Consider the following 17119-nt stretch of genomic DNA (forward strand, 5'->3'; position numbering starts at 1 on the left):
TCATCCGTTACACTGTTGAGCTGATTTCAGCGGATTATACTTCTATTATGCATGTTCATATTCTAGGCATTTGTGGCACCTTTATGGGCTCCTTGGCGGTGTTGGCCAAGCAGCTTGGCCATACCGTTACCGGCAGCGATGCTAACGTCTATCCCCCGATGAGTACCCAGTTAGAAGAACAGGGTATTAGCTTGATCCAGGGCTATGATCCTTCCCAGCTAGAACCCCGCCCCGATGTGGTGGTGGTGGGCAATGCCATGAGCCGTGGCAACCCCTGCGTTGAGTATGTGTTAGATAACGGCCTAAATTATACCTCGGGGCCGCGCTGGTTATTAGAAAATGTATTGCGTGACAAGTGGGTGCTGGCGGTCAGTGGCACCCACGGCAAGACTACCACCTCGGCGATGCTGACCTGGGTGTTGGAGTCGGCGAAAATGGCGCCGGGCTTTCTGATTGGTGGTGTGCCCAAAGACTTCCCCTGCTCGGCCCGTCTCGGCGATACCCCGTTTTTTGTCATTGAGGCCGACGAATACGACAGTGCCTTCTTCGATAAACGGTCAAAATTTGTCCACTACCAACCCCGGACGCTGATTATTAATAATCTGGAATTCGATCACGCCGATATATTCGATGATATTGCCGCTATTCAGCGTCAGTTTCACCACCTGGTCAGAACAGTGCCAGGCAATGGCTTGATTATCAGCCCCAGTGAAACACCGTTAGTGGATGAGGTGATTACACAGGGCTGCTGGACGCCGGTGCAGTCATTTGGCGAGCAGGGTGATTGGCAGGCTAAATTGTTGTGCGATGACGGCAGTCGTTTCGAGGTCTATTTTGAGGGGCAGGCGGTGGGTGTGGTCGACTGGCAAATGACCGGCAGACACAGTGTTAATAATGCGCTGGCGACACTGGCCGCAGCCCGTCATGTGGGAGTTACCCCGGCCATTGGTGTCGAGGCGTTATCGAGCTTTGCCGGCGTAAAGCGTCGGATGGAAAAGTTGGCCGAGGTCGACGGGGTGACCATTTTCGATGATTTTGCCCACCACCCGACGGCGATAGAGACGACGCTTCAGGGGTTGCGTAAACAGCATCCTAACAGCCCGATTACGGCGATTATTGAACCGCGTTCAAATACCATGAAGCTCGGTGTCCACCAGTCGAAACTGATTGCCAGTGCCGACCTTGCCGACACCGTTGCCTGGTATCAGCCCGACGGCCAGGGCTGGGATCTCTCGGCGCTGATTGGCGCAGGGGATAAGCCAAAGCACAGCGTCTATAATCAAACACAGTTATTAATCGACGCCTTGCTGCCGCGTTTAGCGAACGGCGAGCAGGTGGTGATTATGAGTAACGGTGGTTTTGAAGGTATTCACCAGCGCTTGATTTCAGCCCTAGAACAAAGAGTCTCAGCATGAAAAATATCGCCTTAGCCATTACCGGCGCCTCCGGCGTGCAATATGGTGTCAGATTGTTGCAGTGCCTGCTCAGCGCCGGCGCCCATGTGCAGTTGATGATTTCGGATGCGGCCTTTGAGGTGATGGAGATAGAGACCGACTTCCGTTGGCCTCGTGACCATCAACAGTTGGCCGAATATTTAACCAAGCTGTATAAGGTTGATGGCAGCCAGTTACGTATCTATGGCAAGCAGCAGTGGCTGGCACCGGTGGCATCGGGTTCAAGCCCACTGGATGCGATGGTCATCGTGCCCTGTAGCGGTGGTACCTTGTCGGCGATTAGTTGCGGTGCCAGTAATAACCTCATCGAACGGGCGGCGGATGTGGCGCTGAAAGAGCGGCGTCAGCTAATCATGGTGCCGCGTGAGGCACCCTATTCGCGCATACATCTGGAGAACATGTTGAAGCTGACAGAGATGGGTGCGGTTATTATCCCCGCGTCCCCAGGCTTGTATCAGCGTCCGCAAAGCGTGGAGGATATGATCGATTTTATTGTCGCTAGAATTCTCGATCAATTATCGATTGAGCAAAAACTGCTGCCAATATGGGATGGTGTCGAGTAGCGCAACGTATTATTATAGGTGCACTATAAAACAATAATTCGCCGCCGCTGTACTTTAAAGGGTCTAGCAAGCTACTTTTGCCGCCCCGTCAGCTGATACATTGGTCGATAATCAAGGAATATTATGGGCCCGCAGTTTTTAAATCTTTACGATCGTATTTTTCTTTCCCACACGCGGCTAACCGTTATCGTTTTAAGCGTTTTGCTGGGCATACTCATCTCGGGTATACGTTATTCCGAGTTTGATGCCTCCGCGGAAAGCTTGGTGCTGGAGGGTGACAAGGATTTAGAGTACTCCCGCGAAATCAGTAAGCGCTACCAATCAGAAGATTTCTTATTGGCCACCTACCGACCACATCGGCCGCTGTTTTCTTTGCATACGCGTCAAAGCCTCGCCAGCCTGCGTGATCAATTGCTGAAGGTTGAGGGGGTCGCCTCGATCAACAGTATTTTAGATGTGCCACTGCTATACAGCCCGCCGATCGATTTATCCGATTTATCGGAGGGTTTAAAAACCATTCAAAGTCCGGGCGTTGATCTCGATCTTGCCGCCGAGGAATTTTTACACAGCCCTGTTTATCGCCAATTGTTAACCAACAGCGATAATACCGTTACGGTGTTACAGATTAATTTGTCGCGGGATGAGCGCTATTATCAGCTGTTGTCTCAGCGCGAGGCATTACGTGTTTTAAGGCGGGCAGAAACGGCCAGCAGCGTGCAGTTAGCAGAGCTGGATGACATAGAGCAGCAATTTGATGATTATTTGTTGGTCATTGCCGACAGACAGCAGTACTTAGTGGCAACAGTGCGCCATATTCTGACGGATTATCGCGGTGATGCGACAATCTTTTTAGGTGGCGTGCCGATGATTGCTGTCGATATGGTGAGCTTTGTAAAGGCCGATTTAGCGGTGTTTGGCAGCGCTATTGTCTTGTTTATTGTCATCGTATTGTGGTTGATTTTTCGCAGCGTGCAATGGGTTGTCATACCGTTGTTAGTTTGTAGTGTGAATGCCGCGTCATTGTTGGGCTTGTTAGGCTGGCTTGATTGGCGCTTAACGGTTATTTCTTCAAACTTGGTGGCCATTCTGTTGATCGTCAACCTGGCAATATTAATTCATTTAATCGTACGCTATCGCGAGATGTTAAACCTCAACCCCGATTGGGAACAGCGTTTACTGGTGTTGCAAACCGTTGGCTTTATGTTCAAGCCCTGCCTTTATACCACGCTGACAACGCTGGTTGCCTTTGCCTCTTTAGTGGCAAGCGGCATCAGACCAGTCATCGATTTTGGTTGGATGATGTGTATTGGTGTAGGGCTGGCACTAATTTTATCGTTTATTTTGTTGCCGGTATTGTTGATGTTGGGTGGCAAGCACAAACCGACAACCAGCAGCTTCGATGAGGGTGTTGTGCCGCTTAAATTTGCACGCATGGCGGATAATCATAGTGCTCGAATTACAGTATTTACCCTGGCTATCTTCTTCTTCAGTTTAATCGGTGTGAGTCAGCTCAAGGTAGAAAACCGTTTTATTGATTACTTCCATAAAGACACTGAAATCTACCAGGGCATGATGACCATCGATCAGGAACTCGGAGGCACAATCCCACTGGAAGTGTTGATCGATGCCAGCCATGAACAGCTGGTTATTGCTGGACTGGCAACGGAAACAGTGGTGGATAAGCCCATGGCAGCCGTTGATAATACTGCTGACAGCGAAGAGTTTGATGATGAATTCGCAGAGATGTTTGGCGATGATGAGTTCAGCGATGATTTCGCCAGTGACGCGGATGACGGAGCGAGAAATAATATTTGGTTTACTGTCGCAGGCCTGAAAAAGGTGCAGCAGGTTCACAGCTACTTAGAGGGGCTGCCAGAGACTGGCAAGGTAATGTCGCTGGCGACAGTCTATCAAGTGGTAGAGGATGTGCTAGGCGATAATGTCGACGATATACAGCTCAGTTTGGCCAAGGACAAGCTGCCCGATAGCGTTCAAAATGTGTTGATAGCGCCTTACTTATCGGAGCAATATCATCAGGCGAGAATTTCTCTGCGGGTAAAGGAAACCAGTGAAACACTGCAGCGTGATGAGCTGCTGAAGAAGATTCATAGCGATATTGTAAACCAATTTGAACTGCAGCCTGAGCAAGTCCACTTAACAGGTATGTTAGTGCTGTATAACAATATGCTGCAAAGTCTGTACCGGTCACAGATTTTGACCTTGGCGGTGGTTTTTGTCGCTATTACGGCGATGTTTCTGTTGCTATTTCGCTCTGTTAAATTAGCTCTAATCGGCGTCACCCCTAATATTTTAGTGGCGGTACTTGTGTTGGGCAGTATGGGTTGGGTAGGCATACCGCTGGATATGATGACAATTACGATTGCCGCCATTGGTATCGGCATTGGTGTCGATGACAATATTCACTATATTCACCGCTTCGGTCGAGAGTTTGCTGAGGTGGGTAATTATCGTCAGGCCATGTACCGCAGTCATCAGAGTATTGGTCGAGCGGTGTTTTATACCTCGGCGATTATCGTTATTGGTTTTTCTGTCTTGGTACTGTCGAATTTTACTCCCAGTATTTATTTTGGCTTATTGACCAGCTTTGCTATGTTGGCGGCATTAGTGGGTGCCTTGTTATTACTGCCAAGGTTGCTGATATGGCTCAAGCCCTTCGGCCCAGAAACAGCCGGCTATAATACAACCACGGCGACGGCGTAATGGATTGCCGCCTTGGTTGCGGCGCCTGCTGTATCGCCCCAAGCATTACCTCGGCTCTGCCCGGTATGCCAAACGGTAAGTTGGCCGGTCAGCGCTGTGTCAATCTTGACGATGATAATCTTTGTTTATTATTTGGCCTGCCAACGCGGCCATTAGTCTGCGCTGTATTTACTGCCGATGCAGAGGTTTGTGGGCAGACACAGCAACAGGCGATGACTATCATTGCTTCTTTAGAGCTGTCGACGTTAGCGAATGTGGTGGAGGAAGGATGAGTCTGGATATTTTTCCATTGAATGAGGTTTTGCTGCCTAACGGGCGGATGATGTTGTCGATTTTCGAGCCGCGCTATCTACAGTTAGTTAGTCGTTGTCTAAAGGAAAACAAACCCTTTGTCAGCGTCAAATTGCAGCGTGGCGATGAGGTGGCCAATCGTGCTTACCCCTTTGCTCCGGCGGTTGAGGCTATGGGCTGTCTTTGTTATATCGTTGATTGGCAGCCACTTGAACATGACAAGCTACTGATTGTCATCGAGGGCACCGGTGTTTGTCGGGTCGGCGATCTGTCGATGGATAAGACCTTTGCCCTCAGCGCTGAGGTCAAAGAGTATCCACGGATGAGCGACATCGATGGTGAGGTTGAGATTGCCGAAAGTTTTATGCCGCTGAGAGAAACGCTGAGCCGGCATAAGAGTCATCAGTTATTAAATTACCCCGCGCCGCAGTCCGATGCGCAGCTGTATTTACAACTGGCGCAGATGTTGCCCATCGAGCCTATGCAGCGCTACCAATATTTGCACATGACCACACCGACAGAGGCTGCATCCTTGCTGGAGCAGCACCTCTATGAACTGAGTCATTAGCAGCGCATAATTTATCGCTCCGTGTTGTGAGGCAGCGAAAGCGGCGGCCCGGTTAATCGGAAGGCGATTAACAGGCCGAGAAAGGTGATGACTCCCATCACACGAATTGAGGTGCTAAAGCTCTGCCAACGCGCCTCGGCATTGATATCGAGAACAGTCTCACGCTGCGTGTCATCCAGCTCTGTTGTCTCAAGGTACTGCGTCAGTGAATGGGTATCAATATACGGCAGGCTGACGGTCTCCTGCACAATGGCCTTAAACGACCGGTGAATCTCAGGGTGATCGGCAATCTGTTGTTTGGCGTAGCTCTCCAGGGTGAGCTGACCGCCGCCGGCCATGATACTAATACCGAGTGCAGTACCAATATTTCGAACAGTGGCCTGAATACCACCGGACTGAGCTGCATCTTGCTCACCGGCAGCCTGGGTGATAATAATTGGTGCTTGGGAAGCCAGCATGCCGATACCGATGCCGACGGCAAACATAGCCGGGTAGATAAGGGCGTTGACATGGTGTGGCGAACTCGACAACCAGAGTGACACAGAGGCGAAGAAGAGAATGGTAAAGGCGATGATGGAGAGCTGTTTGGGGCTGAGCTCTCCCGGTAACATGGGGGTTAATATGGAGAAAGTAATCATGCTGATGGCAAACAGCAGAATGATCACTCCCGAGTGGCTGGCCGATAGTTCGACGCCAATTTGTAAGTAGGCAATCAGGGTGAAGCTAAAGCCGCCTAGGAGCATATAGAGAATGGTCAAGATGCCGAGACCGCGCAGCAGCGCCGAATTGCTTAGCCAGCGGGTGGGAAACAGTGCCGAGCCATTAACAGCTTCGAAGCGGCGCTCCCAGCGAATAAAACCATAGAGTACTATGATGCCGGCAATAATCGATAACAGCGCCGGACTGGTCGTCTGTAAAAAACTTGGTAGCAGCGAGGGTTCGCTGGCATATTTGTTGAAAATAAAGCCCCAGCGCGGTGCCTTCAATAGACCGAATAGGGTGAGAATAATACCGGTGGCGCCGAGTAACGACCCAAGGTAGTCGAAGCGCTTGGGAGTCGGTGAATGCAGTGGCGCGATAAAAAAAATAGCGCAGATCAGCGTGGCGGTATAGAGCGTGCCGATCAGAGAGAAACTCCAGTACCAGGAAAAGTTGTCGGCCAGGTAGCCACTGATGGCCGGGATCAGCGCGGCGGCGATACCGGTCGAGGCAGCCATGGCGCCAAAGCCTATTGCCCGCTTCGGCCCCGGGTAGTGGGCAACAACAAGAGCCAGAGCTGCTGGTAAAATACATGCGCCGGCCAGGCCGGCCAGGCTGCGGGCACCATAACTGATCACATTAATATTGTTAGCGGATAGCGTGAGGGCGACGGAGGCGACACCAAAGCCGCAGCCGATGATGAGCAGACGCCGCCAACCGATGAAAAGTCCGAGCATGCCGGCAATTAACATAAAGGCACCGCCAACCAAGGGGTAAATGGTGCCGGCGATTTGCAGTTGGTTGATATCAGTATTGAAGGCCGATACCAGGGCGCTGGTCGAAATCGATAGGTTGGCAATGTCGGCGGAGAGCGAGAACTGAGCCAAACAAAGTACCAGCAATAATAGTTTTTTATTCGCTTTAACGTTGTTGTTAGAGGTGCCCATAAGAACCTTTTGTGAGGATGATTATTCGTCTAGCGTGCGTCTTTTGCCAGCTGCGCTTGACCATTGTTTGGCTCCGATGATAATAACCCTAGTCCATGTTGTATTGATAGTATATCAGCAGCGCCGCGGTATCATTTCGGTTGCGGTATGCGTTACTGTAATCGACAAATCGACGGTTGTACTCGACACGTAGTCCGTGGCAGGGTTAGCCGCTAAATACTGTGTCGTAAGCGAGAGTGAGGTCGGCACGCAAAACCAAAACTCAGAGCGGTAAGCTGAACGACAGCCGCAACAGGCCGTATTTTAACATGCTATTTTCCTCGCTCCGATGACGTTCCTCTAATCAAAGCAGATGATGGCTATGCTGATCAGGGCGACGACCTGGGTGAACAGCGCCGCATACAGAGCGGTTTGTTTTCTAATGCAAAATTTATTGTCAGGCATCTTATCTACCCCTGTTGTTTAATCATTTACCGGAAGCGTCTTAATACAACTCTCCTTCACTTGGCTGGCATTTTAGTGCGGCTGTACAGGCCAGGCTAATGATTAAATCTCAAACTTAGTAGTACTATTTTTTGTGATATATTTCACTTTTTTTTAGCTTTTATATCAGTGGGTTATTGTTTTTTGTGCTGTTTTTAATGCATTTCTCCACGGCCAGTTGCTGTCTATCGCCTCGGTGTAAGAGGTCTATGACGTTGGCTGAGATGGGGCGAGGAGGCTGTCGGCTGTGCCGGCTAAACGGCAGGGTTTTTTAATGGTAAGCTTTTGCCATTTAAACTCTACATCGGGATATCAGATGAGATTAATCAAGCAAGCATTATTCACATTGGGGCTGTTGCTATCGATGGCTTACTCATTGGTGGCACAGGCCGAGCAGGCAATCAATCACACGGTGTATCTGTGGTTAAAACAGCCGGGTAATGTCGAGCATCGTCAGCAGATTATGGCCGCGGCAAAACAGTTGGCGGCGATAGAGGGGGTGGAGAGTTTGACCACAGGTATGGTGGTCAGCAGTGACCGTACCATAGTCGACGACAGCTTCGATGTCGCCATCAGCATGGAGTTTAGCTCTGAGCAGCAGATGAATAGCTACCTGATAAATGAGCAGCATGTGGCAATTGTTGCCGGTCAGATTCAACCGTTATTAGCCAGCATTGTGGTATATGATTTCGCTCTGATCGAGTAAATCATAGTGAAGCAACGCAAGGTTATGAGATAATGGCGGCAGGCTTTGCCGCCATAGGGGCTTACTCGGCCAGCCATGCCTCGGCGGCGTCTGTTTCATCGCTGTTGAACGATTTGATGTCGAGGCCGGGAATCAGCCTACCCTCGAACTCGCCAATTTTTTGTACCCACTGTTTGTCACAGAGTACGGCGCAGCGGTCGAATTTTTTAACCATTCTGAGCAGCTCAGGCAGCCGAGAGAGCTCGACGCCGATGGCACCAAGCGTGGGTAGGTCGAAGTCGTGGATGCGATAGAGCATACGACCCGATTCTATCGATTCGGCGGCGCTGAACATCTGCTCAAGGGCAAGGCGCATACCGTCACTGTCAATTTTTCCGCGGAGTTCTAAATCGAGCCGGTTGCTGCCATTTTTCATCACGTTAAACATAAGTAACTCGCTGTTTTTCTGACGTATAAAATATGTTTTCTGAGCTTATTTTATACCTTTAATAGTCGCGCTCCTTAATCTGGCGCAATTTTTTTAACGGCATCTATCGTTATTTGATGGGGCTTCCCTATACTAGCTGTAACGGTAATAAGGATGGTTATTATGGCGAAAATAGAAAATGAAGTGGCGTTACTGAAAGAGGCATTGAGAGTCGGTGAGGCCTACGCGAAACAACGCGGAGTGGCGGTTTTTGAGGCGACGGATTCGGCCAAGGTGAAAACCGAATACATCTATAAATTACTGGTGCATGATAAGTTGATTCAACCCCTGGCCAAGGGTCAGGCCAGTGAGCCCAATATGCGTCATAAACTGGCGCTGTGGATTTCTCGCACCCTGCCCAAGGACCACGAGCTATTGCGTTAGTGAATAACAGCCATAAAAAAACCGGTAAGCACCGGTTTTTTATGGCCGGCAAACAGCATTAGCTGCTGATGCCGAGATAGACCATATAGGCGGTATAGGCGGCGAGTAACAGAAAACCCTCGAAGCGGTTAATACCGCCGGGCTTGCCGCGTTTGAAGCCGATAGCAAAGACCAATAACGCCACGGTGAGCACTATCATGACCGGGTAGTCGCGGGTCAGTGCCAATGTGTCGAAGCTGGAGGGGTGAATCAGTCCGGGCAAGGCCATGACGCCGAGCAGGTTAAAGGTGTTAGAGCCAATCACATTACCCACGGCGAGGTCGAATTCCTGCTTGCGGGCGGCGGCAAAGGTGGCAGCAAGCTCAGGCAGGCTGGTGCCGATGGCGATAATGGTCAGGCCGATAATCAGCTCGCTGAGACCGAAGTGGACAGCGACTTCGACGGCGCCCCAGACCAATACCTTCGACGAGGCAATCAATATAACAATACCGACTAACAGCCACATCAGCGCGGCATTCTTGCTGATTTCTTCAGGGATCTCGTCTAATAACTCCTGGCTGTAGGCGTCATCCTTGTTGCTGGTGGCCTCCCAAGTTGCATAGGCAATCATCAATACCATACCGCTGAGCAAGAACGCTCCCTCGAAGAACGCGAGGTGACCGTCGGATAGGAACCACCAACTGAGTGCCATAATAATCAATAGCACCGGGATCTCACGCTTGATCAGGCGAGAGTTAACAATCAGTGGGTAGAACAGGGCGGTAAAACCGAGGATAAGACCAATATTGGTAATGTTTGAACCAATGGCATTGCCGATTGATAACCCTGTCTTGCCGTCCATTGCGGCAATGGCTGAGACCAGCATCTCGGGTGCAGAGGTGCCGATACCGACGATGACAACGCCGACAATCAACGGCGGTAGGCCAAAGATGCGGGCGGTATTAGAGGCGCCAAGGACAAATTTATCGGCGCTCCAAACCAGTAGAGCAAAGCCGATAACAATGGCGGCAATGGCGGGGAGTAAGCTCACAGTAAAACCTCAATGTAATAAAAAACTGGCCGAGCATTATAGGCCGGAAAATGTCACTGTCGAGTATTAATCAGCATGCTGTAGAGAATACCCTATTAATAGCTCGGTGTGGGTTTAAACGGCAGCTCGCCAAGCTCAGCGTGTACGTGCTCGGCAAAACCAGTCCCCGCCTCGGCATAGAGGTTAAAGGCGGTAATTCCCATCTCGGTAAGCTCGTTCTGTTCGTCGGTAAAGTGGGCTGTGGCGGCAATAATGCCGTGGTAACCCAGCATGCGGATGGTCTCTGCGGCGCGGATGTTTTCGGCGTGGTTGGTCATCGCCAGCATGATGAGCTTCACTTTTTGACGGTCTAGGCGAACCAGAAAGTCTCTATCGGTGCCGTCGCCCTGATAAACCTGCCGACCAGCATCGGTGTGAACACGTGCGCGCTTGGCGCTTTCATCGAGACCGAGTACCACGTCGCCATAGTGTTCGCGGAGGTAGTCATAGGCGCCGGTGCCCACCCGCCCCATGCCGACGACCAGGATCTGAGCATTATCGGTGTCGACCGGTTTCTGTTCGTTGATGCGTTTGCTGGTTTCTAGGTGGCGGAGCTTCTCGCCATGTTTGTCATAGATTTTATGGGCCACTTTGTTGAGTTGGGCGGCGATGGTGAAACTTAGCACGATGGTAAGGGCAATAATTGCCGGCCACTGGCTGTCGATAATGCCGCTGGAGGCACCAAGGACAGCGACGATGAGGCCGAATTCGCTGTAGTTAGTCAATGCCAGTGAGCTTAATAAAGCAGAGCGTGCTCGCAGTCGCATACGGGTTAACAGCAGCATGTAGCCCAGCGGTTTGAAAAAGACGAAAGCGGTAATAATCAGCGCCAGGATCCAGGCATCGGCATCCGGCAGGCCGGCACTGCCGATGGTCATAAAAAAACCGACCAAAAACAGCTCTTTAAACTTAGGCAGTGTCTTGGCCAGTTCGCGGGTTTTGATATCGCCAGCCAGCACCACGCCCATAAACAGGGCGCCCAAGTCGGGTTTCAGGCCAGCAAATTTAAACAGTGCGGCGGCGCCGATAGCGTAGGCGAAGCCGAGCAGTACCAGTAACTCGTCGTGGCCGCTGTAGGCCATAATTTTTAAGATTAATGGCCTGGCGATGACAATCAACGGGATGGTCAGTGCCCAGATGTTGGGCAGTACGCCGCTGTTGATCGTCAGGTAGGCAACGGCAATCAGGTCTTGCATGATCAGTATGCCGATGGCGATCTTGCCATGCAGTGAGTTACTTTCGCCGCGGTCCTCCAGCACTTTGACCACGAAGACCGTGGAGGAGAACGATAAGGCGAAGGCGATAGTGGCAAGGCTGGCCCAGTCCTGCCCCAGGTAATGGCTGCCGATCGTCATGGCAATACCCTTGAGGATCAGCATCATGGCGCCGACTGAAGCGATCATATGCAGGCCGGTAGCTGCCCATACCTGTGGCATGGCAAGGGCGCGTAACTCGAGTTTGAGGCCAATGGTAAATAGCAGCAGCAAAATACCGACATCGGCCAATGGCTCGAGCCAGGGCGTGTTGAGGTTGAACTCACCGAGAATAAAGCCGCTGACCAAGAAGCCAATCATAGGGGGGAGTCCAAAGCGTTTAAAGACCAGGCCGCTGCCGAGGGCGAGTCCAAGAATGATGGCAAAGCTTAGGATATCCACAGGGGTTTTCTACCTTAATCTATAAAACAGCGGTTCGATGGCGGTGAATAAGCAGTTACCCTTACGACAGAGTGATAGCGTGTTATAATCATCGCCCTTATTATTCCGCCGCTATAAAATAGCATACGCGGCGTTGTATTTGCAGATTAGCAGACGATGATTGAGTAAATATTTCATTCGATATTATCGGCTAAGCAATTGAGTATTATTTATAAATAGTTTGGACGACACGATGAACGTAGAGCAATACATGACCGATGTTGGTCGTCAGGCGCGAGCCGCATCACGGGCCATGGCCAAGGCCACCACCGAGCAAAAGAATGCTGCCTTACAGGCCTGTATTGAGCAGTTAAACGCGGCCAAAGAGCAAGTTCTGGCGGCCAATGCCGTTGATTTACAGGCGGGTCGAGAAAACGGCCTGGACGATGCGCTGTTAGACCGACTTGAATTAACGCCGGCGCGTTTTGATGGCATGTTAGAAGGGCTGCAGCAGGTGGCAACCCTGCCTGACCCGATTGCAGAAATCACCGACATGAAATATATGCCCAGTGGTATTCAAGTCGGCCGTATGCGAGTGCCCCTGGGTGTTATTGGTATCATTTATGAGTCGCGCCCCAATGTTACTGTCGAGGCGGCAAGCCTGTGTCTGAAGTCGGGCAATGCGGCCATTCTTCGTGGTGGCAGCGAGTCTATTCACTCCAACCAAGCCATCGCCCAGTGCGTCGCCGCAGCGCTGGCCAGTGTCGGGCTGCCAAGCGCCGCGGTACAGGTTGTTGAAACCACTGACCGCGCCGCCGTTGGCGCCTTGATTACCATGCCAGAGTTTGTCGACGTCATTGTTCCCCGTGGCGGCAAGGGCTTGATCGAGCGTATTAGTAACGATGCCAAGGTCCCGGTGATCAAACACCTCGATGGTATCTGTCATGTCTATATCGATGACAAGGCCGATGTCGCCAAGGCCGAGGCGATTGCCCTCAATGCCAAGACCCATCGCTACGGCACTTGTAACACCATGGAAACCCTCTTAGTTGCCGAGCCAGTAGCCGCGTCGATATTGCCACGCCTGGCTGAGCTGTATGCCGAAAAGGGTGTTGAGTTGCGAGGCTGTGAAAAAACCTGTGCGATTCTACCGCAGGCGATTGCCGCCACCGAAGCGGACTGGCATACCGAGTATTTAGCACCGGTGCTGTCGATTAAGGTGGTCGATGATATGGATGCCGCAATTGTTCATATCAACCATTACAGCTCGCAACACACCGAGTCGATTATTACCGAAGACTACAGCCGCGCCCGCCGTTTTATTCGCGAGGTGGACTCCAGTTCGGTGATGGTCAATGCCTCGACCCGATTTGCCGATGGCTTCGAATACGGCCTGGGTGCCGAGATCGGTATTTCGACGGATAAGATCCATGCCCGCGGTCCGGTTGGTTTGGAGGGCTTGACCTCGCAGAAGTATGTGGTCTTTGGTGATGGTCATATCCGGCAGTAAGTCGGTGACTTCTGATGTCGCGTAAGTCGATGAAAAAAGCGCTTTGGGGCGGCACCTTCAACCCGGTTCACCGCGGTCATATCGAGACGGCAAGGGCGTTGCAGCAACGATTGCAGCTCGATGAGTTGGCGCTGCTGCCTGCAGCCAGGCCGCCGCATCGTGCGGCACCGGAGGTTGCCGACCAGCACCGCCTAGCCATGTTGGCGCTGGCTGTTGCTGATGACCCGCGGCTGTCGGTGGATGAACGTGAGTTCCGCCGTGACGCGCTCTCCTATACCGTCGATACCCTTGCCGAGTGGCGCCAACAATCTGGCGACGATGCTTGGCTGGCCTTTTGTGTTGGCATGGATTCGCTGGTCAACCTGACCAGTTGGCATTGTTGGCAGCAAATAACAGATCATAATCATTTGATTGTTTGCGCCCGTCCAGGTTGGCAGCGCCCTCTTGATGACGAACAGCCAGCTCTGGCGGCGTGGTTGCAGCCACGTCTGGTGTCGGGCGTCGAGCAGTTGTCTGACTCGCATCGGGGGCGGGTGGCGATAATCGAATTGCCACCGTGGGATATCTCTTCCTCGGATATTCGCCAGCGCATCGCCCAGGGCTTCTCGGTTGCGCCATTGGTCGGAGGCCCTGTTGCCAGCTATATTGAACGGCATCGATTATATCGTTAATGCTTGGCTGCTGATCTGTATAAACGGTATCGCTGGCGGCAAACTATCGGTATAGTGCGGCAAAACTTTCAGTGGTGGAATTTCCATCAGTCGGTTAATCATCGCTGTGACAGCGAAGAAGCAATGAGTAAAAACTATGAATACTGAAGAAATCAAAGAGTTAGCGCTAGAGTTTTTAGATGATTTGAAGGCCAGAGACGTTGTCTCTCTCGATGTGAGTCAATTGACCGACGTTACCGACACGTTGATTATTGCCACCGGCACCTCGGCTCGTCATGTAAAATCATTGGCCGATAATGTCGCCATGGAATTTAAGAAGCGTGATTATGCCCCCCTTGGTGTTGAAGGCGGCAACGTTGGTGACTGGGTATTGGTTGACCTCGACAGCGTGGTCGTACACGTCATGCAGGAAGAGGCGCGTGAGCTCTATGACCTAGAGCGCTTGTGGGCAGGTCCAGGTCCGGACGGCGAGTAGAAAACGGTGCGCATTCGTATCATTGCCGTCGGCTCTAAAATGCCAAAGTGGGTAGACGAGGGGGTCAATGAATACCTCAAGCGTCTGCCGGCAACCTTCAAGGTGGAGTTTGTTGAAATCCCCTTGGGTAAACGCGGTAAGGGCGCGGATGTAAAGCGGGCCATTGCCAGTGAAAGCACTAATATGCTGGCACAGGTGCCGGCGTCTAGCCGCGTTGTCGCACTCGATGTACTGGGCAAAAGCTGGAGCACTGAAAAGTTGGCTGACTATATGGCCGACTGGCAAATGACCAGCCCAGACGTTTGCCTGTTGATTGGTGGTCCCGACGGTTTAAGTTCGGAGTGTTTGCAGCGGGCCGACCAAAAATGGTCGCTGTCAGCACTGACCATGCCGCACCCGCTGGTGCGTGTTTTATTGGCCGAGCAAATTTACCGTGGTTGGACGATCAACCAAAACCACCCCTATCATCGCTCCTAATGTAAGCGATCATCACAACCCCAGTGAATGGTTAGTGTTTATCCACTAACAGCGATAGTCTTTCGGGCTTATTTCTGTAATTATAACTGACAGATCTTTACTTAACCTTTCTGTTTAGGCGCATCAAAATCGGCTATGTCCTCTAGAGACCATATAAAAGACGTGATTGGCGAACGCCGTCTCTACGCCAGCCGTATCATTGTTGCCGTACTCTTTGTCATTGTTGCCTGTGTCATCATCGGCTATCGCTATTACAGCCTCCAAATCACCGAGCATCAAAAATATTCTACCCAGTCAGACCGAAACCGTGTCCATGTACAATCGATCCCGCCAAACCGAGGTTTGATCTACGACCGTCATGGCAAGCTGTTAGCTAAAAACCGCACCATTTATAACCTAGCCATTACCCGCGAGCGAGTGAGTGATCTCGATGCTACCGTCGAGCGTTTGCGGTTGCTGCTCGATTTGACCGATGAGGAGGTCGAGCGTTTTAATCGCCGAGTAAAGCAGACCCGCGCCTTCGATCAGGTGCCGCTGCGTTTTCAGTTAAACGAAGAGGAGATTGCAACGCTAGCGGTCAATCGCTATCAACTAGCCGGAGTCGAGGTGGTCGGCAGCCTCAGCCGTTACTATCCAGAACCAGAGCTTTACGCCCATGCCATCGGCTATGTAGGCCGTATTAATGAGCGAGAGATGGAGCGAATTGATCGGGAAAACTACGCCGGTACAGACTCTATCGGTAAGACCGGTATCGAGCGTTTTTACGAGGACGAGTTACACGGCATCGTCGGTTACCGCAATGTCGAGACCAATGTCCGCGGCCGAGTGCTGCGGGTTATTGACCAGGTTGACCCCGTGCCGGGCGATGATTTGACGTTATTTATCGATGACAAGGTACAGCGAGCGGCCTATGAGGCGCTCGGCGAGGAGCGGGGCTCTATTGTCGCCATCGACCCTGAGACCGGTGGTGTCATTGCCATTGTTAGTACCCCAAGCTATGACATTAATATGTTTGTGAATGGTATCTCCACTAAACACTATAATGCCCTGCGTAGCGATCTCGATTTGCCGCTGTTTAACCGCAGTCTACAGGGGCAGTATCCGCCGGGCTCAACACTGAAGCCGGTGATAGGTTTGGCCGGTTTAGAATACGGCACGGTGACGCCAACAACGACGATTAATGACCCAGGCTGGTTTAGTCTGCCCAACGATGAACACCGTTATCGGGATTGGAAGCGCGGGGGGCATGGCCACAAGGTCGATTTTAAAATGGCCATGGAGCAGTCCTGTGATGTTTATTATTATGACCTTGCCCATCGTTTAGGGATTGATAACATGGCGGTCTTCGCCAAGCAGTTTGGCCTGGGCGACTATACCGGCATCGATTTGCCCAGTGAGCGAAAGGGGCTGGTGCCGAGCCGAGAGTGGAAGCGTAATTATCGTCAGACAGTCTGGTATCCCGGCGAAACTCTGATCGCCGGCATCGGCCAGGGCTATATGTTAACGACACCGCTGCAGCTGGCATTGTCGACGGCGATTATTGCCAATAAGGGGAACCAGTTAGTGCCAAGAGTGGTCGATAGCGGTCGCCGAGATGCCTCTCATCGCGAAGATATAAGCCTCAACAACCCTAATAATTGGGATGTGGTGTTCGACTCGATGAAGGCGGTGGTTTACGGCACTCGCGGCACTGGCCGACGATTGCGTGAGGCACCCTATGTTGTGGCAGGGAAATCAGGTACCGCACAGGTGATTGGTATTGCACAGGACGCCCGTTACGACTCTGAGCAGATCGAAAAACGCAAGCGAGATCATGCCTTGTTTATCGCTTTTGCGCCTATAGAGAATCCAAAAATAGCCGTTGCTGTGGTGGTTGAGAATGGTGAGGGAGGCGGTTCGGTTGCCGGCCCAATGGCCTTGGCGGTAATGAATGCCTATCTGCTCAATGAACAAGGCGAGGTGCGCGGTGACCTTTAGATATCGATCAATATATCGAGTTAA

General features: G+C 51.6%; 16 protein-coding genes. 12 read left to right on the forward strand and 4 right to left on the reverse strand.

Going from position 1 to position 17119, the window contains the following annotated elements:
• Nucleotides 1-47 precede the first annotated feature (47 nt).
• From mpl to L9P87_RS12615, 5 genes are all read left to right on the forward strand, one after another.
• Complete coding sequence (mpl, locus tag L9P87_RS12595; RefSeq protein WP_237445105.1) at nucleotides 48-1415, forward strand: UDP-N-acetylmuramate:L-alanyl-gamma-D-glutamyl-meso-diaminopimelate ligase; 1368 nt, start codon at nucleotides 48-50, stop codon at nucleotides 1413-1415.
• On the forward strand, nucleotides 1412-2017 hold the full coding sequence (locus L9P87_RS12600) for a UbiX family flavin prenyltransferase (RefSeq protein WP_237445106.1): 606 nt from the start codon (nucleotides 1412-1414) through the stop codon (nucleotides 2015-2017). The genes mpl and L9P87_RS12600 overlap by 4 nt, the downstream gene beginning before the upstream one ends.
• 123 nt (nucleotides 2018-2140) lie before the next feature.
• Nucleotides 2141-4738, forward strand: coding sequence for an efflux RND transporter permease subunit (locus L9P87_RS12605; protein ID WP_237445107.1), 2598 nt, complete (start codon nucleotides 2141-2143; stop codon nucleotides 4736-4738).
• Nucleotides 4738-5010, forward strand: coding sequence for a YkgJ family cysteine cluster protein (locus L9P87_RS12610; RefSeq protein ID WP_237445108.1), 273 nt, complete (start codon nucleotides 4738-4740; stop codon nucleotides 5008-5010). The genes L9P87_RS12605 and L9P87_RS12610 overlap by 1 nt, the downstream gene beginning before the upstream one ends.
• Nucleotides 5007-5597: an LON peptidase substrate-binding domain-containing protein gene (locus tag L9P87_RS12615; protein ID WP_237445109.1), complete on the forward strand. Its 591-nt coding sequence runs from the start codon at nucleotides 5007-5009 to the stop codon at nucleotides 5595-5597. Before L9P87_RS12610 ends, L9P87_RS12615 begins: the two co-directional genes overlap by 4 nt.
• 11 nt (nucleotides 5598-5608) lie before the next feature.
• On the opposite strand, the gene L9P87_RS12620 is transcribed toward L9P87_RS12615, so the two are convergent.
• Entirely contained in the window at nucleotides 5609-7243 is a 1635-nt protein-coding gene (locus tag L9P87_RS12620; protein WP_237445110.1) for an MFS transporter, read from the reverse strand.
• Nucleotides 7244-8042: 799 nt separating this feature from the next.
• Between L9P87_RS12620 and L9P87_RS12625 the strand changes: the two genes are divergently transcribed.
• Nucleotides 8043-8432, forward strand: a complete 390-nt coding sequence (locus tag L9P87_RS12625) for a Dabb family protein (RefSeq protein WP_237445111.1) — start codon at nucleotides 8043-8045, stop codon at nucleotides 8430-8432.
• A 61-nt stretch (nucleotides 8433-8493) separates the two neighbouring features.
• Here the strand turns inward: L9P87_RS12625 and L9P87_RS12630 are convergent, their stop codons facing one another.
• The gene (locus L9P87_RS12630; protein WP_237445112.1) at nucleotides 8494-8859 is read right to left on the reverse strand and encodes a SpoIIAA family protein; all 366 of its coding nucleotides are present in this window, start codon (nucleotides 8857-8859) and stop codon (nucleotides 8494-8496) included.
• Between the two features lie 162 nt (nucleotides 8860-9021).
• Between L9P87_RS12630 and L9P87_RS12635 the strand changes: the two genes are divergently transcribed.
• Nucleotides 9022-9282, forward strand: a complete 261-nt coding sequence (locus L9P87_RS12635) for a DUF5062 family protein (RefSeq protein WP_237445113.1) — start codon at nucleotides 9022-9024, stop codon at nucleotides 9280-9282.
• Nucleotides 9283-9340: 58 nt separating this feature from the next.
• Here L9P87_RS12635 and L9P87_RS12640 read toward each other — a convergent pair whose 3' ends face one another.
• The gene (locus tag L9P87_RS12640; RefSeq protein WP_237445114.1) at nucleotides 9341-10312 is read right to left on the reverse strand and encodes a calcium/sodium antiporter; all 972 of its coding nucleotides are present in this window, start codon (nucleotides 10310-10312) and stop codon (nucleotides 9341-9343) included.
• A gap of 95 nt (nucleotides 10313-10407) precedes the next feature.
• Nucleotides 10408-12006 (reverse strand): cation:proton antiporter family protein, encoded by a 1599-nt coding sequence (locus tag L9P87_RS12645; RefSeq protein ID WP_237445115.1) that lies wholly within the window; start codon nucleotides 12004-12006, stop codon nucleotides 10408-10410.
• Between the two features lie 232 nt (nucleotides 12007-12238).
• Between L9P87_RS12645 and L9P87_RS12650 the strand changes: the two genes are divergently transcribed.
• The 5 genes from L9P87_RS12650 (at nucleotide 12239) to mrdA (ending at nucleotide 17095) form a co-directional block, all read left to right on the forward strand.
• On the forward strand, nucleotides 12239-13495 hold the full coding sequence (locus L9P87_RS12650) for a glutamate-5-semialdehyde dehydrogenase (RefSeq protein ID WP_237445116.1): 1257 nt from the start codon (nucleotides 12239-12241) through the stop codon (nucleotides 13493-13495).
• Nucleotides 13496-13509: 14 nt separating this feature from the next.
• Nucleotides 13510-14166 carry a nicotinate-nucleotide adenylyltransferase gene (gene nadD, locus L9P87_RS12655; protein WP_237445117.1) on the forward strand — a complete coding sequence of 219 codons (657 nt, stop codon included), beginning with the start codon at nucleotides 13510-13512 and terminating at the stop codon, nucleotides 14164-14166.
• 136 nt (nucleotides 14167-14302) lie between these two features.
• On the forward strand, nucleotides 14303-14641 hold the full coding sequence (gene rsfS / locus L9P87_RS12660; RefSeq protein ID WP_237445118.1) for a ribosome silencing factor: 339 nt from the start codon (nucleotides 14303-14305) through the stop codon (nucleotides 14639-14641).
• Between the two features lie 6 nt (nucleotides 14642-14647).
• Nucleotides 14648-15118 carry a 23S rRNA (pseudouridine(1915)-N(3))-methyltransferase RlmH gene (gene rlmH / locus L9P87_RS12665; protein ID WP_237445119.1) on the forward strand — a complete coding sequence of 157 codons (471 nt, stop codon included), beginning with the start codon at nucleotides 14648-14650 and terminating at the stop codon, nucleotides 15116-15118.
• 135 nt (nucleotides 15119-15253) lie between these two features.
• On the forward strand, nucleotides 15254-17095 hold the full coding sequence (gene mrdA, locus L9P87_RS12670) for a penicillin-binding protein 2 (protein ID WP_237445120.1): 1842 nt from the start codon (nucleotides 15254-15256) through the stop codon (nucleotides 17093-17095).
• Nucleotides 17096-17119 lie beyond the last annotated feature (24 nt).

The organism is Sinobacterium norvegicum, assembly GCF_923077115.1.
Taxonomy (GTDB): Bacteria; Pseudomonadota; Gammaproteobacteria; order Pseudomonadales; family Sinobacteriaceae; genus Sinobacterium; species Sinobacterium norvegicum.